We start from the raw sequence: 21,908 nt of genomic DNA, 5'->3' as shown, positions 1-21,908 counted from the left end.
TAGCTGATCCACCGCATTCGCGAGCAAGCCCGCTCCCACATTTTTAGCCCTGCGGTATCCGTTAAAGCCTGAACCGCCCCACCATCCCGTTCAAATCCACCGCCAACCGCGACAGCTCACTGCTCGCCGCACTGGTCTGGCTGGCGCCGGTTGCCGACTGCACCGACAAGTCACGAATATTCACCAGGTTGCGATCCACTTCCCGCGCCACCTGCGCCTGCTCTTCGGCGGCACTGGCGATCACCAGGTTGCGCTCGTTGATTTCAACGATGGCAGTGTTGATGGTGTCCAGCGACATCCCCGCACCCTTGGCGATGTTCAACGTCGATTCCGCCCGCTCGGTGCTGTTGCGCATCGAATCCACTGCATGCTCGGTACCGGCCTGAATGCTGCCGATCATCCGCTCGATTTCGCTGGTGGACTGTTGGGTGCGGTGGGCCAGGGCCCGCACCTCATCCGCCACCACCGCAAAACCACGCCCGGCTTCACCGGCACGCGCCGCTTCAATCGCGGCGTTCAGGGCCAGCAGGTTGGTCTGGTCAGCCAAACCACGAATCACGTCCAGCACCTTGCCGATGTCCCGGGACTCTTCCGCCAGGTTGCCGATCAAGGTGGCAGTGGCTTGCACGTCGCTGCTCATGCGTTCAATGGCGCTGACGGTTTCCTGCACCAAATCACGTCCATCGCCCGCAGACGACGTGGCGTTCTTCGAGGCTTCGGAAGTGCTGACCGCGTTGCGGGCCACTTCTTCAACCGCGCTGGTCATCTCGTTCACCGCCGTGGCGGCCTGTTCGATTTCGTTGTTTTGCTGGGTCAGGCCACGGGCGCTTTCGTCGGTCACGGCATTCAGCTCTTCCGCGGCGGAGGCCAATTGGGTGGCCGAGCCGGAAATGCGCTGCAAGGTGTCCTTCAATTTGTCCTGCATCTTGGCCATTGCCAGCAGTAGTCGGCCGGCTTCGTCGTGGCCTTCCACCTTGATCGGGCGCGTCAGGTTGCCTTCGGCGATTTCCTCGGCGGCATCCAGGGCCTGGGCGATCGGCAGGGTGATGCTGCGGGTCAGCAACCAGGCGAACAGCATGGTCAGCGCCGTGGCGAGGATCAGCAGGATCACCACCAGCTCAAACGCCATGTCGTACTGGTCGGCAGCTTGCTGGTTGGTGGCCAGCGCCATCTTGTTGTTGATGTCCAGCAGCCGGTTCAGTACGGCGTTGACCTGATCCGAGTTGTTCAGCAGCTCGGTATTCAGCAGCGTGCGCAGCTCTTCCACCTGATTGGCCCGTGACAGGCTCTTCATGCGCTCTTCAATCTGATGGTACTGGGCCAGCAGACGCACGTATTCATCGTAGGCAGCACGTTCTTCGCTGCTGTCGATCAACTTCTCGTAGACCGCCTGGGCCGTACGAATCTGCTGATTGCGCACGTCAAAAGACTCAAGGGTCTTTTGCTGGACGTCAGGCTCGCGGTTGGTCAGCAGGCGATACGACAGCACCCGCAGGCGCAGGGTCAGTTGAGTGAACTCGTCCAGGGCGCGAATGCTCGGCACGCTGCTAAGGGTGATGTCTTCCGTCGCCGCACGGATCTTGCTCATCTGGTTCAGGGCGAACACACCGAGAAACAACATCAGCGCGCCAATCAACGCGAAGCCGAGAAAGGCCCGCGGCGCGATATTCATATTACGAAGAGACATGTTGTGATCCTGGGGAGAAGCGCGATCCATGCGGGGTTTGAGCGGGGTGTCCATGACCTATCGGTCATACGACTAAAGTCTTGAGGGGGTGCGCGCTTTTGTCGCAGATCGGGGCGGGCCGACGGGATTCAGGAACCAGATGCCATAAATGCAGTCACTAAGGCTCGAAAGCGTGGCCTGCCCTGTAAAATCAAGGCCCCGCGCCAGGGATAACCCTGGCATCCGAGGTGAATTTTCTTTATCGTCACCGCCCTTTGAAAAAGCCCGAGAAATCAAAATGTTAGAAGCATCCCTCAGCCAATTGGAACAACTGGTCAGCGACCTGGTACAGCAGAACCAGGATCTGCTGGGCACCAACGAATCCCTCAAGGCCGAACTGGCTCGCGCCAAGGATGAAAACGACAGCTTGCAGCTGAACCTGATGGAACAGGAAGAAAAGCAGGGCGCCACCGCTGCCCGTATCCAGGCGTTGGTTGAGCGTGTGAGCGCAGGTCCTGTCAGCGCATGAATGAAGGGATAAAGGTCGTTTCGATTCTCGGTGAGGATTACTCGATCAAGGCACCGGAGGGGGAAGACAACACCCTGATGAGCGCCGTGACGATGCTCAAGGCATCCCTGGCCACCACCAAGAAAAAGTACCCGACGCTGATCGGTGACAAGCTATTGGTGCTGGCGGCGCTGAACCTGTGCGCCGAGCAGATCGAAATGCAAAAGCACCACCAGCAGGAACTCGACCGTTACCAAGAGCAAGTCAGCGCCACGGTCGAGGTGATTTCCAAGGCAATCGGAACGCCTTAGAACCACTCATCCTGCATCCCCAGGCACGTGTCATCGCGTGCCTCGAGAATCGCCAGTTCATGATGGCAGCCCGGTATTTCCCACGTCAGGAAGTACCGGGCGGCCTGGAGCTTGCCCTTATAGAAGGCGACATCGGCAGCATTGCCCCTGGCCAGCCCTTCCTCGGCGCGAATTGCCTGTTCCAGCCAGCGCCAGCCAATCACCATATGCCCGAACACCTTCAGGTACAGCGCCGAATTCGCCAGGCTGCTGTTGACCTTGCCTTGGGCGAGATCCGTCAACAGGCCGAGGGTGACCTCTTGCAGGCGTGCCACCAGTTGTTCCAGCGGTTCCCGCAAGGCATTCAGCGACGGATACTCCTGTGCCCGTGCGCCGGTCTCGGCGATCAGGCGGATCAGTTGCTTCAAGCCCGCACCGCCGTTCTGCGCCAGTTTGCGCCCGAGCAAGTCCAGCGACTGAATGCCGTGGGTGCCTTCATGGATCGGGTTCAGACGGTTGTCGCGGTAGTACTGCTCCACCGGGTATTCGCGGGTATAGCCGTGGCCGCCGAGTATCTGGATCGCCAGTTCGTTGGCCTTCAGGCAAAACTCCGATGGCCAGGATTTGACGATCGGCGTCAGCAGGTCCAGCAGTTCGTGGGCCTGTTTGCGCGCAGCTTCGGTTTCCAGGGTGGTGGTGTCGTCGAACAGGCGCGCGGCGTACAAGCCAAGGTCGAAGGCGCCTTCCACGTAGGCTTTTTGGGTCAACAGCATGCGTTTGATATCGGCGTGCTGGATGATCGACACCGGCGCGGTGTTGGGATCCTTGCTGTCGGGCAAGCGGCCTTGGGGACGTTCACGGGCATATTCCAGGGAATACAGGTAGCCGGCGTAACCCAGCATCACCGCGCCCATGCCCACGCCGATCCGCGCTTCGTTCATCATCTGGAACATGCAACTCAGGCCCTGATGCGGCTGGCCTACCAGGTAGCCGACGCACTCGCCGTTATCGCCGAAATTCAACGCGGTTGAGGTGGTGCCACGCCAGCCCATCTTGTGAAACAGCCCGGCCAGCAGCACATCGTTGCGCTTGCCCAGGCTGCCGTCGTCGTTGACCAGGAACTTGGGCACGATAAACAGCGAAATGCCCTTCACCCCGGCAGGTGCGTCCGGCAGCTTGGCCAGCACCATGTGCACGATGTTCTCCGACAGCGGGTGATCGCCGCCGGAGATGAAGATCTTGTTGCCCTTGAGGCGATAGCTGCCGTCAGCCGCCGGCTCTGCGCGGGTACGAATATCCGACAGCGATGAGCCCGCATGGGGCTCGGTCAGCGCCATGGTGCCAAAGAAGCGGCCTTCGATCATCGGTTGCAGGAAGCGTTGCTTCTGCTCCTCGGTGCCGAAGCTCTCGATCAGGTTGGCGGCGCCCATGGTCAGGAACGGGTAGGACGTGGATGCGGCGTTGGCCGACTGGAAGTGGGCGAAACACGCCTGGGAGAGCAGGGTGGGCAGTTGCATGCCACCGGCTTCGAAGCTGCGGGCGGCGTTGAGAAAACCGGCTTCGAGGAAGGCATCTACTGCCGATTTCACCTCGGGAATCAGAATCGCCTGACCGTTTTCGTAGCGGGGCTCGTTCTCGTCGCCCTTGCGGTTATGCGGGGCGAAGAACTTCTCGGCAATGCTGCGGGCGGTGCCGATGGCGGCGTCGAAGGTTTCACGGTTGTGTTCGGCAAACCGCTCGCGCTGGGTCAGGCCCTCGGCATCGAGGACTTCGTACAGCTCGAAAGCCAGATTGCGGGAACTGAGCAGCGTCTCGGACATGGCGGCTTACCTGTGTGGGAATGGGCCGAGTCTAAGTGCGCAAATAGAGGCTGGATAGCAAGATTGATCTGGGTGATGGAGGGGCCAAACAACAGCGGTGAGTTGCAAACACGGTCAGTGTGGGAGCGGGCTTGCTCGCGAATGCGGTGGATCAGTCAGTACATCTGGCGACTGACACTGCGCATTCGCGAGCAAGCCCGCTCCCACATTTTGACCGCGTTTCGTCAGTTAGCCGATAGTCATCAGGCTGGCGTTACCACCCGCAGCAGCAGTGTTGACGCTCAGCGCCCGCTCGATCACCAGGCGCTCCAGGGCAATCCCGGTTTCGCCCGAAGACAAACCGTGAACCCCGACAATCGCCCCGCCACGCTTGGCCACTTGCTGGCAAACCCCGCGCAGTTGGTCGGAATCGCCGTGATGCAGCACGGCATCAAACACGGTTTCATCCTTGGTCCAGTCAGCCACCCGCGTGATCTTCGCCTGAATATCCTTCGGCAAGCGTGCGAACACGGCCTTGGTCAATTCAGTTTCCGGCCATACCGCCGAGCCGCCGACTGCCAGCACGGCCGCCAGTTGCGTCAGCAGGTCGCCTTCCACTTCCGCCAGGCACAACACGTGCTCGCGGGGCAGGATGGCGTAGCTGTTGCGCTCGCCGGTCGGGCCGGCCAGTTGGCGGGTGATACCGCTTTGGGATTGCGCGGCGAACTGCACGCACAGGGCGCTCAAGTCGCTGAGCTTGCTGCTGTCGGCCCAGGCTTTCAGGGCGGTCAGCGGCTTGCTCATGGCATCCCGCAGGCGAACATCCGGTGCGGCCAGTGCATCACCACGGACGAAGGATTGCTCGATGGCGTCCGTAGGACGGGTCGACAGCAAACGGTACAGATACAGCGGGCCGCCAGCTTTCGGGCCAGTGCCCGACAAGCCTTCGCCACCGAACGGCTGTACACCGACCACGGCACCCACGATGTTGCGGTTAACGTAGACGTTACCGGCATGGACGTTGTCAATCACCTTGGCGATGGTCTCGTCGATGCGGGTGTGCACGCCCAGGGTCAGGCCATAGCCGGAGGCATTGATCTGGCCGATAAGCTGGTCGATCTCTTTGCGCTTGTAGCGCACCACGTGCAGCACCGGGCCGAAGATCTCCCGTTGCAGTTCGTCGAAGCTTTCCAGTTCGATCAGGGTTGGCATCACGAAGGTGCCGCGCTTGATCTCTTCGCTATCGGCAATCGCGACCTGGTAAACGTTGCGGCCTTTGTCGCGCATGGCCTGGATATGTTTCTCGATGCCAGCCTTGGCTTCGGCGTCGATCACCGGGCCGATATCCACCGACAGGCGCTCCGGGTTGCCGAGGCGGCATTCAGCCATGGCACCTTTAAGCATTTCGATGACGCGGTCAGCGGAATCTTCCTGCAAGCACAGTACGCGCAGGGCCGAGCAACGTTGACCGGCACTGTCGAAGGCCGACGACACTACGTCGATCACCACTTGTTCGGTGAGTGCCGAGGAGTCGACGATCATTGCGTTCTGGCCACCGGTTTCGGCGATCAGCGGAATCGGACGACCCTGTGCATCCAGGCGGCCGGCGACACTGCGTTGCAGCAAGCGCGCAACCTCGGTGGAACCGGTGAACATCACGCCCTTGACGCGATCATCACCCACCAGGCGCGCACCGACGGTTTCGCCCTGGCCCGGCAGCAGTTGCAGCACGCCTTCCGGAATCCCGGCTTCCAGCAGCAGGCGCACGGCTTGTGCGGCCACCAGCGGTGTTTGCTCGGCAGGCTTGGCCAGTACCGGGTTGCCGGCGGCCAGTGCAGCGGCGACCTGGCCACTGAAGATCGCCAGCGGGAAGTTCCACGGGCTGATGCACACCACCGGACCCAGCGGGCGGTGAGCGTCGTTGGTGAAATCGTTGCGAGCCTGCACCGCGTAGTAACGCAGGAAGTCCACGGCTTCACGCACTTCGGCGATGGCGTTGGCGAAGGTCTTGCCGGCTTCGCGGGCCAGCAGGCCCATCAGCGGCTGGATCTCGCCTTCCATCAGGTCGGCGGCACGTTCCAGGATCGCGGCGCGTTCGGCGGGCGGGGTGGCCTGCCAGATTGGCGCAGCGTTCAGGGCGCACTGGATGGCGTTGTCGACGTCTTCGACAGTTGCTTCCTGTACGTGGCCAACCACGTCACGCAGATCCGACGGGTTCAACACCGGTGCAGCCGCTTCATTGCTGGAAGCGCAACCGAGCATCGGCGCGGCTTTCCAGTTGTTATGCGCGGTAGCCAGCAAGGCGCAGGACAGCGACGCCAGGCGGTGTTCGTTGGCCAGGTCGATACCGGCGGAGTTGGCGCGCTCGGCACCATACAGGTCACGCGGCAGCGGGATACGCGGGTGCGGCAGGCCGAAGCCGCCTTCCAGCGTCGCCATCTGCTCGATGCTGGCCACTGGATCGGCCACCAGCTCCTGGATCGAGATGGATTGGTCGGCAATACGGTTGACAAACGAGGTGTTGGCGCCGTTTTCCAGCAGGCGACGCACCAGGTAAGCCAGCAGTGTTTCGTGGGTGCCGACGGGTGCGTACACGCGGCACGGACGGTTCAGCTTGCCTTCGGAGACCTTGCCTACAACCTGCTCGTACAGAGGCTCGCCCATGCCGTGCAGGCATTGGAACTCGTACTGGCCGGGGTAATAGTTCTGACCGGCAATATGGTAAATCGCCGACAAGGTGTGAGCGTTGTGGGTGGCGAACTGCGGGTAGATAACTTCCGGTACCGAAAGCAGTTTGCGTGCGCAGGCAATGTAGGAAACGTCGGTGTACACCTTGCGGGTGTACACCGGATAGCCTTCCAGGCCTTCGACCTGGGCGCGCTTGATTTCGCTGTCCCAGTACGCGCCTTTTACCAGGCGGATCATCAGACGGTGGCGGCTGCGGCGTGCCAGGTCGATCACGTAGTCGATCACATACGGGCAACGCTTCTGGTAAGCCTGGATCACGAAACCGATGCCGTTCCAGCCGGTCAGTTGCGGCTCGAAGCACAGGCGTTCCAGCAGGTCGAGGGACAGCTCCAGGCGGTCGGCTTCTTCGGCGTCGATGTTCAGGCCGATGTCGTACTGCTTGGCCAGCAGGGTCAGCGACAGCAGGCGCGGGTACAGCTCGTCCATCACGCGCTCGTACTGCGCACGGCTGTAACGCGGGTGCAGGGCCGAAAGCTTGATGGAAATGCCCGGGCCTTCATAAATCCCGCGACCGTGGGACGCCTTGCCGATCGAGTGGATGGCTTGTTCGTACGAGGCCAGGTATTTCTGGGCGTCATGTTCGGTAAGTGCGGCTTCACCGAGCATGTCGTAGGAATAGCGGAAGCCCTTGGCTTCGAACTTGCTCGCATTGGCCAGGGCTTCGGCGATGGTTTCGCCGGTGACGAACTGCTCGCCCATCAGGCGCATGGCCATGTCGACGCCCTTGCGGATCATCGGCTCGCCGCTCTTGCCGATGATGCGGCTCAGGGACGAGGTCAGGCCGGCTTCGTTGTGGGTCGCGACCAGTTTGCCGGTCAGCAACAGGCCCCAGGTGGCGGCGTTGACGAACAGCGACGGGCTGTTGCCCAGGTGCGGGTGCCAGTTGCCGGTGCTGATCTTGTCGCGGATCAGTGCGTCGCGGGTGCCCTTGTCCGGGATGCGCAGCAGCGCTTCGGCGAGGCACATCAGCGCTACGCCTTCCTGGGACGACAGGGAAAATTCTTGCAGCAGGCCCTGGACGATGCCTGCACGGCCGCCGGCGCTTTTCTGATTGCGCAGTTTCTCGGCGATCGAAGAGGCGAGCTTGTTGGTGGCCTCGGCCATTGCCGCGGGCAAGCGAGCCTGCTCGATCAGCATCGGCACCACTTCCGGCTCCGGGCGACGGTAGGCGGCGGTGATCGAGGCGCGCAGTACGGATTGCGGCAGGATGCTTTCGGCAAATTCCAGGAAGCACTGGTGGGCGTGGTCGGTCTGGACCTCGCCGGCTTCTTCCGCGTCCTTGCTGCCCAGGCCGTTGAGCTCGGCCAGGGTTGCACCACCCTCGAGTTTCTCCAGGTAATTGAAAATCGCCTGCTTGATCAGCCAGTGCGGCGTGCGATCAATGGAGGTCGCGGCCGCCTTCAGGCGCTCGCGGGTCGGGTCGTCAAGTTTGACCCCAAGGGTGGTCGTAGCCATCTTTTTATCCTCATGGGTGCCACTACTGCGTGGCATCAGCTGGCGGCAAGATTAGCTTTGCGCCGAGAGAGGTGCAACCGGGTGCAACCCTTTTTATCCATGAAATTTTTGATGCTGATCGGGAAAAATTATCGTCGCAGCCGAATCGGCTGCGCCTTGGTGCATTTGCTTATGACTTTGGCTGCTCTTGCTCCGAAAAGGAGCAAAAACACGGTGTTTTCCACAAAAAACATCGAGGTGCAACTTATTCTCAAGAAACTGGTTGCACCTTATTTGCTTTGTTGAATAGCATTCGCGCCCAAGGTGCAACCTCTTACTGACGGTTCATCGGCTGATGGCTTTCCTGGGGAAACGTCAGTCATAAATGCGCGGCGCCAGGCTTCGTCTATCCACTAGCAAAGTGGATGGCCGTCCGGACAGACCGCCGCTACATAAAAACAAAGCCAGGGCGTAACTCAATGAGCGTAAGTAATCCTACCCTGATCACATTTGTGATCTATATCGCTGCCATGGTGCTGATCGGCTTTATGGCCTATCGCTCCACCAACAACCTTTCCGACTACATCCTCGGCGGTCGCAGCCTCGGCAGCGTGGTTACCGCGCTTTCGGCCGGTGCCTCGGACATGAGCGGCTGGTTGCTGATGGGCTTGCCCGGCGCGATCTACATGTCTGGCCTGTCGGAAAGCTGGATCGCCATCGGCCTGATCGTCGGTGCCTACCTGAACTGGCTGTTTGTAGCCGGCCGCCTGCGGGTGCAGACCGAGCACAACGGCGACGCCCTGACCCTGCCGGATTACTTCTCCAGCCGTTTCGAAGATAAAAGCGGCCTGCTGCGAATCATCTCTGCGGTGGTGATCCTAGTGTTCTTCACCATCTACTGCGCTTCCGGCATCGTGGCTGGCGCCCGTCTGTTTGAAAGCACCTTCGGCATGTCCTACGAGACCGCGCTGTGGGCCGGTGCTGCCGCGACCATTGCCTACACCTTCGTCGGTGGTTTCCTGGCCGTGAGCTGGACCGACACCGTGCAAGCCACGCTGATGATCTTCGCCTTGTTGTTGACCCCGATCATCGTGCTGCTGGCCACCGGTGGCGTCGACACCACCTTCCTGGCGATCGAAGCGCAGAACCCTGACAACTTCAACATGCTGAAAAACACCACCTTCATCGGCATCATTTCGCTGATGGGCTGGGGCCTGGGTTACTTCGGCCAGCCGCACATCCTCGCGCGTTTCATGGCGGCGGATTCGGTGAAATCTATTGCCAACGCACGTCGCATCTCCATGACCTGGATGATCCTGTGCCTGGGCGGCACCGTGGCGGTGGGCTTCTTCGGTATCGCCTACTTCTCGGCGCACCCGGAAGTCGCCGGTCCCGTGACCGAGAACCACGAGCGTGTGTTCATCGAGCTGGCCAAGCTGCTCTTCAACCCATGGATTGCCGGTGTGCTGCTGTCGGCCATCCTGGCGGCGGTAATGAGCACCCTGAGCTGCCAGTTGCTGGTGTGCTCCAGTGCCCTCACCGAAGACTTCTACAAAACCTTCCTGCGTAAAAACGCCTCCCAGGTCGAGCTGGTATGGGTCGGTCGCGCCATGGTGCTGTTGGTGGCGCTGATCGCCATCGCCATGGCCGCCAACCCGGAAAACCGCGTACTGGGCCTGGTGAGCTACGCCTGGGCCGGTTTCGGTGCTGCGTTCGGTCCTGTGGTACTGATCTCCGTACTGTGGAAAGGCATGACGCGTAATGGCGCATTGGCCGGCATCCTGGTGGGTGCGATCACCGTGATCGTGTGGAAGCACTTCAGCCTGTTTGGCCTGTACGAAATCATCCCGGGCTTCATCTTCGCCAGCCTGGCGATCTACTTCGTGAGCAAGCTGGGCGCTCCGACGGCTGGCATGCTTCAGCGGTTTGACGCAGCCGAGGCGGATTACAACCTCAACAAGTAATCGGCGGGGGCTTGAATGCCCGCTGAAGTGAAAACGGCCCGCATCTTTTGGATGACGGGCCGTTTTTTTTGCCTTCCAGATCTCGCAGTGTTGTTTTCACAGGTTCAGATGATCACTGAAGTAAACGGCCAATGTAAGCGCTCGCCTGGTGGCTGTGAGCGTTGAATGTGAGGCGGTTTTTATACTTTGGGAAAAGGGCTACAAACTACCGTCAGCTATCTGACAGTAGTTTGTGAAAGGGCATCCACCGATTTTGAATTCGTGGTTTTTCAGTCGTGGTCAGTGTCCGGCTGGTTGAGAAAAATCAGCACACCCAGGATCGCCATATAGAACTTGAACGCCGCTTCCTGGCCGTTCCACTGATGGGATTGCCACATCAGGAACCACTCGCCGCCGATCACCATAAAGCCGAAGAACCACACCACGAAACCCAGGGTCAGCCCGACGATTGCGCTTTTCTTGGCGCGATTGAAGTCGATACCTGTGGCACGACGAGCCCGCCACAAGGCCAGTGCTCCACGCGCCAGCAGCACGGCCGTCAGTGCTTCACCGGCGATGATCAGCCAATATGCACCGTGCCACAGCCATGGGGTGGTGATGGCGCGATACATCGCGGCGTTGCCGGGGAAGGTGGTGTCCATGCTCAGCACATGTTTGACGAAGGCAAAGTTGGAGCCGTAGTCGGTGATGTTGCTGAAGGCCACGAGTGTGGCGAAGGCTGCCAGGGCAAGGGTCAGGACGATTTTTGCGTAGCGGGTGGCCATGTTTTTTCCATTGTCATGGGGCGACGGGGGACGAATAAGCTAGCACGCTGGTGGTAGGGCTTCGATGCCTGATACATGAAGATTAAAGCGCCTGCGATGTAGGGATTTACTGATTTGCCTGAAGCGCACTCAGCTCGGCAAACAGCTGGTGCAGAATCGGCCACCCACTACTCGCAGAGAAACACCGGATGTTCGCTCCTGCCAATCAAAGTGCCTTTAGCCTGACCCTCGACGGTGTGCCAAGTGTTCTCAAGGTACGTGAGTTCACTGGCGATGAATTCATCAGCCTGCCCTATCGTTTTGACCTTGAACTGGTCAGCGAGCAGCCCGACCTTGACCTGGAAAGCTTGATGCATCGCCAGGCGTTCCTGGGGTTTGATGCGCATGGCCATGGTATTCATGGCCAAGTTTATCGGGTGGCACAAGGCGACTCGGGCAAGCGCCTGACGCGTTATCAGATCACGCTGGTTCCGCGGTTGGCTTATCTTGAGCACAGCGCTCACCAGCGGATTTTCCAGAACCGGACGGTGCCGCAGATCATTGCACTGGTGCTGGAAGGGCAGGGTATCCAGGCGGATGCCTTCTCGTTTCAACTGAGCGGGGTGTACCCCGAGCGTGAGTACTGCGTTCAGTTTGGCGAAACCGATCTGGCGTTCATCCAGCGCTTGTGCGCCGAGTCGGGCATTCACTACCACTTCCAGCATCACCCCGAGCGCCACCTTTTGGTGTTCGGCGATGACCAGAGCGTGTTCGCCCAGCCTGAGCAAGCCACTCAATACGCGGCGGGTTCGGGGATGGTTGCCGACACGCCGGTGATCAAGCGTTTTACCCTGCGGTTGAAGACCCGTACCACCGATGTGAATCTGCGGGACTACGACTTCAGAAAGCCACGCCTGAGCTTGGAAAGCACGGCGTCCGGCGGCCAGCGTCCCATGCTGGAGGAACAGTGTTATCCCGGGAATTTTACGGATCGCGCTCATGGTAAATACCTGGCGCAACGTAGGTTGGAGCGCCATCGCGGTGACTTTCGCCAGGCCAGTGGCCATAGCGACCAGCCGTCCCTGGTCAGCGGGCAGTTCCTGAGGATGGGAGGGCATCCTCGCCAGGAATGGAATGATTTGTGGCTGGTCACCCAGGTGACGCATGCAGGGCGCCAGCCTCAGGTGCTGGAGGAGTCGGCCATCGACGCCTCAGGTGATGAATCGGCTCAGGGCTACAGCAATCACTTTGTCGTAACGCCATGGGAGGTGCCGTTTCGAACACCGCTGCTGGTATCGCGACCGCCGGTGTCTGGCTATCAAAACGCCGTGGTGACAGGGCCGGCAGGCAGCGAGATCCATTGTGACGAGTATGGCCGGGTCAAGGTGCAGATGGCCTGGGATCGCGCCGGGGAGCACGACGAACATTCCAGTTGCTGGCTGCGGGTGGCCAGTGGCTGGGCCCATGAGCACTACGGCTCGGTGTTGATCCCGCGGGTGGGCATGGAGGTGCTGGTGGGTTTCGTCGACGGCGACGCCGACACGCCGCTGGTGGTCGGTTGCCTGGCCAATGCCGCCACGCCGGTGCCGCTGGACCTGCCAGCCGACAAGACCCGCAGCATCTTCCGTAGCCAGACCAGCCCCGGCGGCGGTGGCTACAACGAGCTGCGCATCGAGGACCGCAAGGGTGCCGAGGAAATCTACCTGCGCGCCCAGCGCAACTGGACCCAGCATGTATTGCACGACCAGCACGTGCAGGTCGACAACCAGCGCGATGTGATCGTCAAAGGCCTTGATCGTCACGAGCTTCAGGGCGAAGAACAGCGCACCACCCACGGCAACCGCCTGACCGAACTCAAGCAGGACGATCACCTGATGGTCGCGGGCTCCCAGCAGGTACGTGCCGGGTTGACCATTCACATCGGTGCCGGGCAAAACGTCGTTATTGATGCGGGTGCCAGCGTGACCCTCCAGGCCGGTGGGCAGTGGATCAACGTTTCGGCGGGCGGGATTTTCAGCAGCACGCAAATCCAGCTTGGCGGCTCCCCGGCACCGGCGGGAGCGCCGCTGACGCCGGGGCTGCAGGAAAAGTTGCTGGCGGTAATACCTGCACCGTTGAGTGCCGTCCAGGTGTTAAGCCTGAAGCGCAGCGCACCCTTTTGCGAAGAGTGCGAGCGCTGCAGGAATGGCGTGTGCAATACGCCCCTGCATCGCAATACATCACTGCCCGCGGGTGCGCCATGATTTCTCCCGGGCAGTGGCTTGAGGCTGCGCCGTTGCAGGCGGGCGAGCAGTTGTTTGTGGTGATGGGCAATGCCAGCGACTGCAAGCCGCTCGATGCGTGGCGGCGTACCGACGGACGTGCACTTAGCCCCATCTGGGCGGGCAGCGAGTATGCAGCGTGGGAGGAGGTCATGCCCTACGTCGCGGTGGTCGCCGTCGACAGCGCTTTTTTGAAATGGGCCGCTGAATGTGAAGGTATCGACTGGGGTTGGCTGGCGGTGTCGTCCTGTTCCTTGCACACCGTCGTCGAGCATCTGCGCAGCCTGACCAAGGTACTGTTGCCGGAAGGGCCGGCGGTGTTCTTTCGCTTCTGGGACGGTGCTTATGTCCTGCCTGTGTTGCAGGCGCTGGGGCCACAGGCAAAGGAGTTGCTCCCGGTGTTCAGTCGCTACTGGATCAATGGTCGCCAGCATGAGGTAGCGGTTACGGCAGCGGGAGCGGCAAAGCCCGGCCCATGGTGGCAAGTGCCGCCGCATGTTCTCCAGCACTTGGGTGAGCAATCGAGCGTTACGCAGGTGGACAACCTGTTGCAATGGCTGGAAGAACAGCGCCCGGACCTGTACAGCGCCTTTGTGCCGGCGACCTTGAAGCACAAGGTCGCCTACTTCGTGCGCCGGCCGGATGTCAGCCATCAGGCGCTGGCCGCCTGGCTGGCCTCAGAGCTGGGTTGAGGCCAGCGACTGCTGCAGGTCCTCGATCAGGTCTTCAATGGCCTCGATGCCCACCGACAGGCGAATCATCTCCGGCTTCACCCCGGCCTTCGCCTGCTCCTGTTCATTCATCTGGCGATGGGTGGTGGACGCCGGGTGGCAGGCCAGGGACTTGGCATCGCCGATGTTCACCAGGCGCTTGAAGATCTGCAGCGAATCGTAGAAACGCACGCCCGCCTCATAACCACCCTTCAGGCCGAAGGACAGAATCGCCGACGGTTTGCCCTGCATGTATTTTTGCGCCAGGTGATGGTGGGGGTGATCCGGCAGGCCGGCGTAGCTGACCCACTCCACCAGTGCGTGGTCTTGCAGAAAGTGGGCAATCTTCAAGGCGTTTTCGGTGTGGCGCTCCATGCGCAGGGCCAGGGTTTCCAGGCCTTGCAGCAGCAGGAATGCATTCATCGGCGCCAGGGCCGCGCCGGTGTTGCGCAGCGGCACGGTACGGGCGCGGGCAATGAACGCCGCCGGGCCGAATTTTTCGGTGTAGACCACACCGTGATAGGCCGGCTCCGGCTGGTTGAGTCCGGGGAATTTCTCCGGGTACTGGGTCCAGGGAAAGGTGCCGCTGTCGACGATCACGCCACCCAGCGAGTTGCCGTGGCCGCCCACGTATTTGGTCACCGAATGCACGACGATGTCCGCGCCGAACTGGATCGGCTTGCACAGGATTGGCGTGGCCACGGTGTTGTCCACCATCAGCGGCACGCCACGGGCGTGGGCGACGTTGGCCAGGGCTTCGATATCGATGATATTGCCTGCCGGGTTGCCGATGCTCTCGCAGTACACCAGTTTGGTGTTGTCATCGATCAGCTCGGCGATGGCTTCGGCGGAGTCGTCACGGGCGAAGCGCACGTCAACGCCGAAGCTCGGCAGCAAGTGGGCGAACAGGGTGTAGGTGCCACCGTACAGCTGCGGGGTGGTGACGATGTTGTCACCGGCACGGGTCAGGGTCTGGATCGCGTAGTGGATCGCCGCGCTGCCGGCCGACACCGCCAGGGCCGCGATGCCGCCTTCGAGTGCTGCGATGCGTTGCTCCAGCACGTCGTTGGTGGGGTTCATGATGCGCGTGTAGATATTGCCGGGCACGTCGAGGTTGAACAGGTCGGCGCCGTGCTGGGCGTTATCGAATTCGAAAGCGACGTTCTGGTAGATCGGCACGGCGACGGCCTTGGTAGTCGGGTCCGACTTGAAGCCATGGTGCAAAGCGATGGTGGCGTCTTTCATGAGTTGTTATGACCTCCATGGATAATTGCTCGCCACAATAAATCCGCTTTCGCACCGCCAATTAGACTATTTTCGGCAGCGCCCCTGTGTTTGCGGCATAAGCGCCACCTGACGCGCAGCCCTGCACCTTTGCCTGCGTAAAAGGTAAACTTCGCCCCCTGCGCAGGAGCAACCATGAATTATCGTCACGCCTATCACGCCGGCAACCACGCCGATGTCTTCAAACACCTGACCTTGACCCGCCTCATCGCCCTGATGTCGCGCAAGGAGCAGCCGTTTGCCTATCTCGACACCCACGCCGGCATTGGTCTGTACGACCTGCAGGGCGACCAGGCGAACCGTACCGGTGAATACCTGGAAGGCATCGCCCGCCTGTGGGGCCAGGCCGACCTGCCGCCGCTGACCGCCGATTACATGCGTGTGCTGCACGAGATGAACCCGGATGGCGAATTGCGCTACTACCCGGGTTCGCCGGAGCTGGCGCGACGCCTGACTCGTCCTCAGGACCGCGTGCTGCTCAACGAAAAGCACCCGGAAGACGGCCTGCTGCTCAAGGACAACATGAAGGGTGATCGTCGGGTGAAAGTCCACCTTGGCGAAGGCTGGCACGTGCCACGGGCATTGCTGCCGGTGCCGGAAAAGCGTGCGTTGATGTTGATAGACCCGCCGTTCGAGAAGCTCGACGAGATGCAGCGCTGCGCCGCGTCCCTCAAGGAAGCCGTGAGCCGGATGCGCCAGACAGTGGCTGCGATCTGGTACCCGGTGAAGGACCAGCGCATGCTGCGCCGCTTCTACCAGGACCTGGCCGGTACCGGTGCGCCGAAGTTGCTGCGGGTGGAATTGCTGGTGCATCCGCTGGACACGCCCAACACCCTGACCGGTTCGGGTCTGGCGATTGCCAATCCGCCGTGGGGGCTGGAGGAGGAGTTGCGTGAGCTGCTGCCGTGGTTGTCCAAGCAGCTTGGGCAAACCCAGGGTGGCTGGCAGATGGATTGGCTTATCGCCGAGTAAGCCAATCTCAAGGTATTGAAGACCCAATGTGGGAGCGGGCTTGCTCGCGAATGCGGTGTATCAGAAACACAGAAACACATTCAGTGACTGACACTCCGCTTTCGCGAGCAAGCCCGCTCCCACATTTTTATCGGTGTCGCTCTTAGATCGGGCAGGTCACGCCGGTGCCGCCGATTCCGCAGTAACCCTGCGGATTCTTCGCCAGGTACTGCTGGTGGTACGCCTCGGCGAAATACACCGTCGGCGCTTCTTCGATTTCGGTGGTGATGGTACCCAGGCCGGCCTTGGTCAGTTCAGTCTGATAAGCCTGTGCACTGGCCTTCGCCGCTTCCAGATGCTCCGGTTTGACCGCGTAGATCACCGAGCGGTACTGGCTGCCGATGTCATTGCCCTGGCGCATGCCCTGGGTCGGGTTGTGCAGTTCCCAGAACATTTTCAGCAGCTCTTCGTAGCTGATCTTGTCCTGGTCAAACACCACCAACACCACTTCGCTGTGGCCGGTCAGGCCCGAGCAGACTTCTTCATACGTCGGGTTCGGCGTGTAGCCGCCGGCATAGCCCACCACCGTGCTGACCACACCGTCGCGCTGCCAGAAACGACGCTCTGCACCCCAGAAGCAACCCAGGCCGAAGATCGCAAACTCTACGTTGTCGACAAAGGGGCCCAGTAGCGGGTTGCCGTTGACGAAGTGCGTCTCGGGCAGCGACATCGGGGTTTCACGGCCAGGCAAAGCTTGTTCTTGAGTGGGAAGCACGTTTTTATTCACCAGGATTTCCGAGCGCAAGACCATGATCAGTCCTCTCAGTCAGATTGAGTTACAAGTAAGAGTTCAGACTGCCAGTGTGCCCGAGTGTTACCGCGCTGTCAGGCGATTGGCCCGCGAGGGTAGCGTTTAAGCATCGTCATCAGCTCGGCCCCCGGGATTGGCCGGTCGAACAGGTAGCCCTGGCCGACGTCGCAACGGTGGCGGCGCAGGAACGCCAGCTGCTCGGCAGTCTCGATGCCTTCGGCCACCACCTTGAGCTTGAGGTTGTGGGCCATGGCGATCACCGCCGAGGTGATTTCCATGTCGTCCTGGTTGTCCGGGATTTCATGGATGAAGCTGCGATCAATCTTGATGATGTCGATCGGGAATTTTTTCAGGTAGCTCAGCGACGAGTAACCGGTACCGAAGTCATCCATCGCCAGGGTCAAGCCGAAACTCTTCAGTTGGTCCAGTTGCAGGCGCGTGTCTTCGGTGGCTTCCAGCAGCAGGCCTTCGGTCAACTCCAGTTCCAGCAGGTTGGCCGGCAACTGTTCCTCCTTGAGGATCGTGGCAATCGAGGCCACCAGGTCCGGGTCGGAAAACTGCTTGGGCGACAGGTTGATCGCCACTTGCAGGTTGCCCATGCCGGCGGCGGTCAGCTGTCGGCTCATGCGGCAGGCCTGGCGGGCGATCCATTTGCCGATGGGGATGATCAGCCCAGTCTCTTCCGCCACGCTGATGAATTGATCGGGGCGGATCATGCCCTTTTCCGGATGGTTCCAGCGTAACAACGCTTCCATCCCCAGCAGACGACCGCTGCGCAGGCACAGCTTGGGCTGGTAGAACACGTCCAGTTCGTTCTGGGTCAGGGCGCGGCGCAGGTTGTTTTCCACGAACAGCTTGTAGCTGGCTTCGGCATTCAGCGCTTCGGTAAATACCTGCACCTGGTGTTTGCCGTTGGCCTTGGCCTTGTGCAGCGCCAGGCCGGCGTTGCGCATCAGGGTCTGCGGGTCGCGGCCATGCAGCGGCGCGCAGGCGAGGCCCACGGAGCCGGTGACGCTGATCAGCTGGTTGTCGACGAACATCGGCTTGTCGAGGGTCGCCAGCAACTGGCTGGCGACCTGCTGGCCGGTTTCAAGGTCGGTATCGTCCAGCAGCACGGCAAATTCGTTACTGGCAAACCGCGCCAGGCTGCCACTGGCGGTCAGGCTGTTGCGCAGGCGCCGGGCCAGGCTGATCAGCAGCTTGTCGCCGGTCTGGTGGCCGAGGCTGTCGTTGATCCGCTTGAAGTTGTCGATGTCCACCAGCAGCAGGCTGATGGGGCTGTCGCTGTCCCGGGCAAAGCGTTCGTCCAGGTTGCGGATGAACGCCGGGCGGTTGCCCAGGTTGGTCAGGTTGTCGGTGTAGGCCAGCCGCTCGATGCGCTGCTGGGCCAGCTTGGTCTGGGTGATGTCTTCGTAGATGCCGATGTAATGGGTCAGCTCACGGTTGTCGCCATAAACCTTGGAGATCGACAACTGGCCCCAGTAGGGTTCGAGGTTTTTGCGCCTGCTCTTGAACTCGCCTTGCCAACTGTTGCTCTTGGCCAGGCTTGAAGGCGCGTCGAACAGCAGCTCGCTGAGGTTCTCCAGCGCCGGCAGTTCCGACAGCTGGTGGCCGTGGACTTCATCGGTGCTGTACTGGGTGATCGCGGTAAAGCTGGGGTTGACGTATTCCACCACGCCGTCGCAATTGACCAGCAGGAACGCATTGGCGCTTTGCTCCACGGCTCGCTGGAACAAGTGCAGGGCACTGGTGGCGGTGCGGCGGTTGTGGTTGTTGATCACCTGGGCGAACTGGTCGGCCAGCTCGCCGGCAAAGGCGATCTCGTCGGACTGCCAGACGCGGGTGCTGCCACTTTGCTCCAGGCACAACACGCCGACCACATTGCCATCGACGCGGATGCTGGCGTCGAGCATGGCGTGGATGTCCCGCGGGCGCAGGCTCTCGGCCATTTCACGCGTGCGTGGGTCGCGCATGGCGTTGGTGGCGTCGATCGCACGGCTGGTTTGCAGGGCTTCCAGGTAATCCGGGAAGCCACTGGCATCGATAGACTCTGGCAGGTGGTGCTGCTGATCGGCGCGGTGATAAGCGGAAATCGGCACCAGATGCTGGTTTTCGAGGTTCCAGATGCTCGCGCAGTCGATCTGGTAGATATCGCAGGCACTGCGGGTGATCAGCTCGGCGGCTTCCTGCAGCGAGTTGTTGGTGCTGTAGCGCTGGCGGGCCAGCAGCAGGATCAATTCCTGCTGGGCGCGTACCCGCTCAAGGTGTTGCAGTTGTTCCTGCTGGGCGCGCTGGTTGAGTTCCAGGGCAATCTGCAAGCGGCTGTTCTGGCTCTCCAGGTCTGCCGCAGGGGCCGGTGGGAGATCACTGAACAGGCCGTCGACCACCATCAGGTAGCCGCGCAGCAGGTGACGATTGTGTTGTTTGTAGGCTTCACCCAGTTCCAGCAGGCTCAACGGGCCGTCGTTGGTGTGCAGGGTGTAGCGCACCAGGTAATGCGGGCTGATGGTCAGCTGTTCCTGGATCGCATCATGCAGCTGATAGCGCGCCTGGGGCTCCATCAGGCTGGCGTAGGGCGAGCCGATCAGGGCGCACAGTTCCATCGCGGGCAGGCCGAACTGGCGTTCGCAATTGGGGTCGAGGTACAGCAGGGCCCAGCTAGCCTCATTAAGCCGCTCGAAACGCAGCATACCGAGGCGCGAAGGCACCGGTAATTGCGTCACTACCTCGGCCGCCGTACGGGCGACATCGGGTTGGCTTTTCATGGGGAAACTCGCTTGGAAAAATGCGCATCGCGCCGGGCTCACGCCCTCTTTACTGTTGCCTGCGGCAAGGTTGCATCATGCAGCACAGGCTGACAAGAGAGGATGAAGGCTAAGTGCTATAAGTGGGTTATCGGCCAGCGAGCGGTTTTCTGCAACCGGGGTGATGGGCGGTGTACAACCTCGATTTCCGTGTCCAGGTTTTCCCTGGAAAGCAGGCAAAAAAAGCCCCGCCAATTGGCGGGGTTGAGGTACGAGCGTGGCGCTCGGAAATCGTTGAAGCCAGGTCTTCTGCATGGGCAGAAGACCTGTTGTTGCTTAAAGCAGGATGGTGCGGATGTCGTTCAGCAACTGGCTCAGGCGCTGGGTGAAGCGTGCGGCAGCCGCGCCGTTGATCACACGGTGATCGTAGGACAGCGACAGTGGCAGCATCAGCTTCGGCTGGAACGCTTTACCGTCCCACACAGGCTGGATAGTGGCCTTGGAAACACCCAGGATCGCCACTTCCGGCGCGTTGACGATTGGCGTGAAGCCAGTGCCGCCAATGTGCCCGAGGCTGGAGATGGTGAAGCACGCGCCCTGCATGTCGTCCGGGGTGAGCTTCTTGTCGCGGGCCTTGGCAGCCAGTGCAGCAGCCTCAGCGGCAAGCTGCAGCAGGCTCTTCTGGTCGACGTTCTTGATGACCGGTACCAGCAGGCCATCCGGAGTGTCGACGGCAAAGCCGATGTGCACGTACTTCTTGCGAATGATCGCCTTGCCGCTTGGCGCCAGCGAACTGTTGAAGTCCGGCAGTTCCTTGAGCAAATGTGCGCAAGCCTTGAGCAGCAGAGGCAGCACGGTCAGCTTCACGCCGGCCTTCTCGGCCACGGCTTTCTGCGCAACGCGGAATGCTTCCAGGTCGGTGATGTCGGCCTGGTCGAACTGGGTCACGTGCGGGATGTTCAGCCAACTGGCGTGCAGGCCGGCCGCGCCGATTTGCATCAGGCGGGTCATCGGCACTTCTTCGATTTCGCCGAAGCGGCTGAAGTCGACGGTGCGGATCGGCGGAATGCCCGAGCCACCGGTAGCAGCGCCGGCAGCCGGAGCTTCCTTGGCCTTCTGCATCATGGATTTGACGTAAACCTGCACGTCTTCCTTGAGCACGCGACCGTGAGGACCGCTGGCGGTTACCGCGCTCAACTCGACGCCGAATTCACGGGCCAGTTGGCGCACGGCAGGGCCGGCATGAACCTTGGCACCGCTTGGCGCAGGTGCAGCCGCCGGAGCCGGTGCGGCCTCCGCTTTTGCAGCAGGCGCAGGTGCAGGCGCGGCAGCAGCCGGTGCGGCTTCAGCCTTGGCGGCCGGAGCAGCGGCGGCCGGAGCGGCAGCAGCCGGGGCAGCAGCGCCCGCCACTTTCAGTTTGAGGATGAAGTCACCAGTGCCGACTTCGTCTTCCAGCTTCACGGCAATGCTTTCCACCACACCGGCAGCCGGCGAAGGGATTTCCATGGAGGCCTTGTCGGACTCCAGGGTGATCAGCGATTGATCAGCTTCGACGGTGTCGCCGACTTTAACCAGCAGCTCGATGATCTTAGCCTTGCCCGACGAACCGATGTCCGGAACATGAATGTCCTGGACTGTTTCGGCGGCAGGTGCAGCCGCCGGAGCCGCAGGGGCCTCGGCAGCAGCGGCAGGCTTCTCGGCGGCAGGAGCCGGGGCAGCAGCAGGAGCGGCCGCCGCAGGGGCCGCATCAGCGGCACCTTCGATTTCCAGCTCAAGCAGTTCGTCGCCTTCTTTCAGGCGATCGCCCAGCTTCACTTTCAGGCTTTTGACCACGCCGGCCTTGGGAGCAGGGATTTCCATGCTCGCCTTGTCCGATTCCAGGGTCAGGATGCTCTGGTCGGCTTCGACGGTGTCGCCGACCTTCACAAACAGTTCAATTACTTCACCTTCACCGCTGCCGATGTCAGGTACGCGAATGAGTTCGCTCACAGAAAG

The 21,908-nt window shown here is 61.2% G+C and carries 15 protein-coding genes; 7 read left to right on the top strand and 8 right to left on the bottom strand.

Annotated elements, in window-relative coordinates; all coding sequences use genetic code 11:
* Positions 1-61: 61 nt before the first annotated feature.
* On the bottom strand, positions 62-1,687 hold the full coding sequence (locus tag HX786_RS16485; RefSeq protein WP_177036460.1) for a methyl-accepting chemotaxis protein: 1,626 nt from the start codon (positions 1,685-1,687) through the stop codon (positions 62-64).
* 277 nt (positions 1,688-1,964) lie between these two features.
* Between HX786_RS16485 and HX786_RS16480 the strand changes: the two genes are divergently transcribed.
* Positions 1,965-2,195, top strand: a complete 231-nt coding sequence (locus HX786_RS16480) for a hypothetical protein (RefSeq protein ID WP_003209413.1) — start codon at positions 1,965-1,967, stop codon at positions 2,193-2,195.
* A complete protein-coding gene (locus HX786_RS16475) occupies positions 2,192-2,485 on the top strand; it encodes a cell division protein ZapA (RefSeq protein ID WP_003209415.1) in 294 nt (97 codons plus the stop codon). Before HX786_RS16480 ends, HX786_RS16475 begins: the two co-directional genes overlap by 4 nt.
* On the opposite strand, the gene HX786_RS16470 is transcribed toward HX786_RS16475, so the two are convergent.
* Together HX786_RS16470 and putA are read right to left on the bottom strand one after the other, a co-directional pair.
* Positions 2,482-4,284, bottom strand: a complete 1,803-nt coding sequence (locus HX786_RS16470; RefSeq protein WP_178912337.1) for an acyl-CoA dehydrogenase — start codon at positions 4,282-4,284, stop codon at positions 2,482-2,484. The genes HX786_RS16475 and HX786_RS16470 overlap by 4 nt on opposite strands.
* Positions 4,285-4,512: 228 nt before the next feature.
* Positions 4,513-8,466 carry a trifunctional transcriptional regulator/proline dehydrogenase/L-glutamate gamma-semialdehyde dehydrogenase gene (gene putA / locus HX786_RS16465; RefSeq protein WP_134325624.1) on the bottom strand — a complete coding sequence of 1,318 codons (3,954 nt, stop codon included), beginning with the start codon at positions 8,464-8,466 and terminating at the stop codon, positions 4,513-4,515.
* A 29-nt stretch (positions 8,467-8,495) separates the two neighbouring features.
* Between putA and HX786_RS16460 the strand changes: the two genes are divergently transcribed.
* Together HX786_RS16460 and putP are read left to right on the top strand one after the other, a co-directional pair.
* Positions 8,496-8,786 (top strand): hypothetical protein, encoded by a 291-nt coding sequence (locus tag HX786_RS16460; RefSeq protein WP_177039692.1) that lies wholly within the window; start codon positions 8,496-8,498, stop codon positions 8,784-8,786.
* 138 nt (positions 8,787-8,924) lie between these two features.
* Positions 8,925-10,409: a sodium/proline symporter PutP gene (putP, locus tag HX786_RS16455; RefSeq protein ID WP_003209422.1), complete on the top strand. Its 1,485-nt coding sequence runs from the start codon at positions 8,925-8,927 to the stop codon at positions 10,407-10,409.
* A gap of 269 nt (positions 10,410-10,678) precedes the next feature.
* Here the strand turns inward: putP and HX786_RS16450 are convergent, their stop codons facing one another.
* On the bottom strand, positions 10,679-11,173 hold the full coding sequence (locus HX786_RS16450) for a DUF2165 family protein (RefSeq protein WP_008439179.1): 495 nt from the start codon (positions 11,171-11,173) through the stop codon (positions 10,679-10,681).
* A gap of 188 nt (positions 11,174-11,361) precedes the next feature.
* On the opposite strand from HX786_RS16450, the gene HX786_RS16445 reads away from it, so the two are divergent.
* Together HX786_RS16445 and HX786_RS16440 are read left to right on the top strand one after the other, a co-directional pair.
* Positions 11,362-13,395 (top strand): type VI secretion system tip protein VgrG, encoded by a 2,034-nt coding sequence (locus HX786_RS16445; RefSeq protein WP_177039693.1) that lies wholly within the window; start codon positions 11,362-11,364, stop codon positions 13,393-13,395.
* Positions 13,392-14,105, top strand: a complete 714-nt coding sequence (locus tag HX786_RS16440) for a DUF4123 domain-containing protein (protein WP_023659354.1) — start codon at positions 13,392-13,394, stop codon at positions 14,103-14,105. The genes HX786_RS16445 and HX786_RS16440 overlap by 4 nt, the downstream gene beginning before the upstream one ends.
* Here the strand turns inward: HX786_RS16440 and HX786_RS16435 are convergent.
* Positions 14,091-15,368: an O-acetylhomoserine aminocarboxypropyltransferase/cysteine synthase family protein gene (locus HX786_RS16435; RefSeq protein ID WP_102604288.1), complete on the bottom strand. Its 1,278-nt coding sequence runs from the start codon at positions 15,366-15,368 to the stop codon at positions 14,091-14,093. The two genes, HX786_RS16440 and HX786_RS16435, sit on opposite strands and share 15 nt — an antisense overlap.
* A gap of 174 nt (positions 15,369-15,542) precedes the next feature.
* Between HX786_RS16435 and HX786_RS16430 the strand changes: the two genes are divergently transcribed.
* Complete coding sequence (locus tag HX786_RS16430) at positions 15,543-16,379, top strand: 23S rRNA (adenine(2030)-N(6))-methyltransferase RlmJ (RefSeq protein ID WP_003209435.1); 837 nt, start codon at positions 15,543-15,545, stop codon at positions 16,377-16,379.
* 142 nt (positions 16,380-16,521) lie between these two features.
* Here the strand turns inward: HX786_RS16430 and msrA are convergent, their stop codons facing one another.
* The 3 genes from msrA to aceF form a co-directional block, all read right to left on the bottom strand.
* Positions 16,522-17,169 carry a peptide-methionine (S)-S-oxide reductase MsrA gene (msrA, locus tag HX786_RS16425; RefSeq protein WP_102367962.1) on the bottom strand — a complete coding sequence of 216 codons (648 nt, stop codon included), beginning with the start codon at positions 17,167-17,169 and terminating at the stop codon, positions 16,522-16,524.
* Between the two features lie 74 nt (positions 17,170-17,243).
* Positions 17,244-19,934, bottom strand: a complete 2,691-nt coding sequence (locus tag HX786_RS16420; RefSeq protein ID WP_177047561.1) for a bifunctional diguanylate cyclase/phosphodiesterase — start codon at positions 19,932-19,934, stop codon at positions 17,244-17,246.
* Between the two features lie 315 nt (positions 19,935-20,249).
* The gene (aceF, locus tag HX786_RS16415) at positions 20,250-21,902 is read right to left on the bottom strand and encodes a dihydrolipoyllysine-residue acetyltransferase (protein WP_087692500.1); all 1,653 of its coding nucleotides are present in this window, start codon (positions 21,900-21,902) and stop codon (positions 20,250-20,252) included.
* Positions 21,903-21,908: the final 6 nt, after the last annotated feature.

It is taken from the genome of Pseudomonas sp. 21615526 (genome assembly GCF_013386245.1).
Classification (GTDB): Bacteria; Pseudomonadota; Gammaproteobacteria; order Pseudomonadales; family Pseudomonadaceae; genus Aquipseudomonas.
This window is presented reverse-complemented; position numbering and strand designations above follow the sequence as displayed.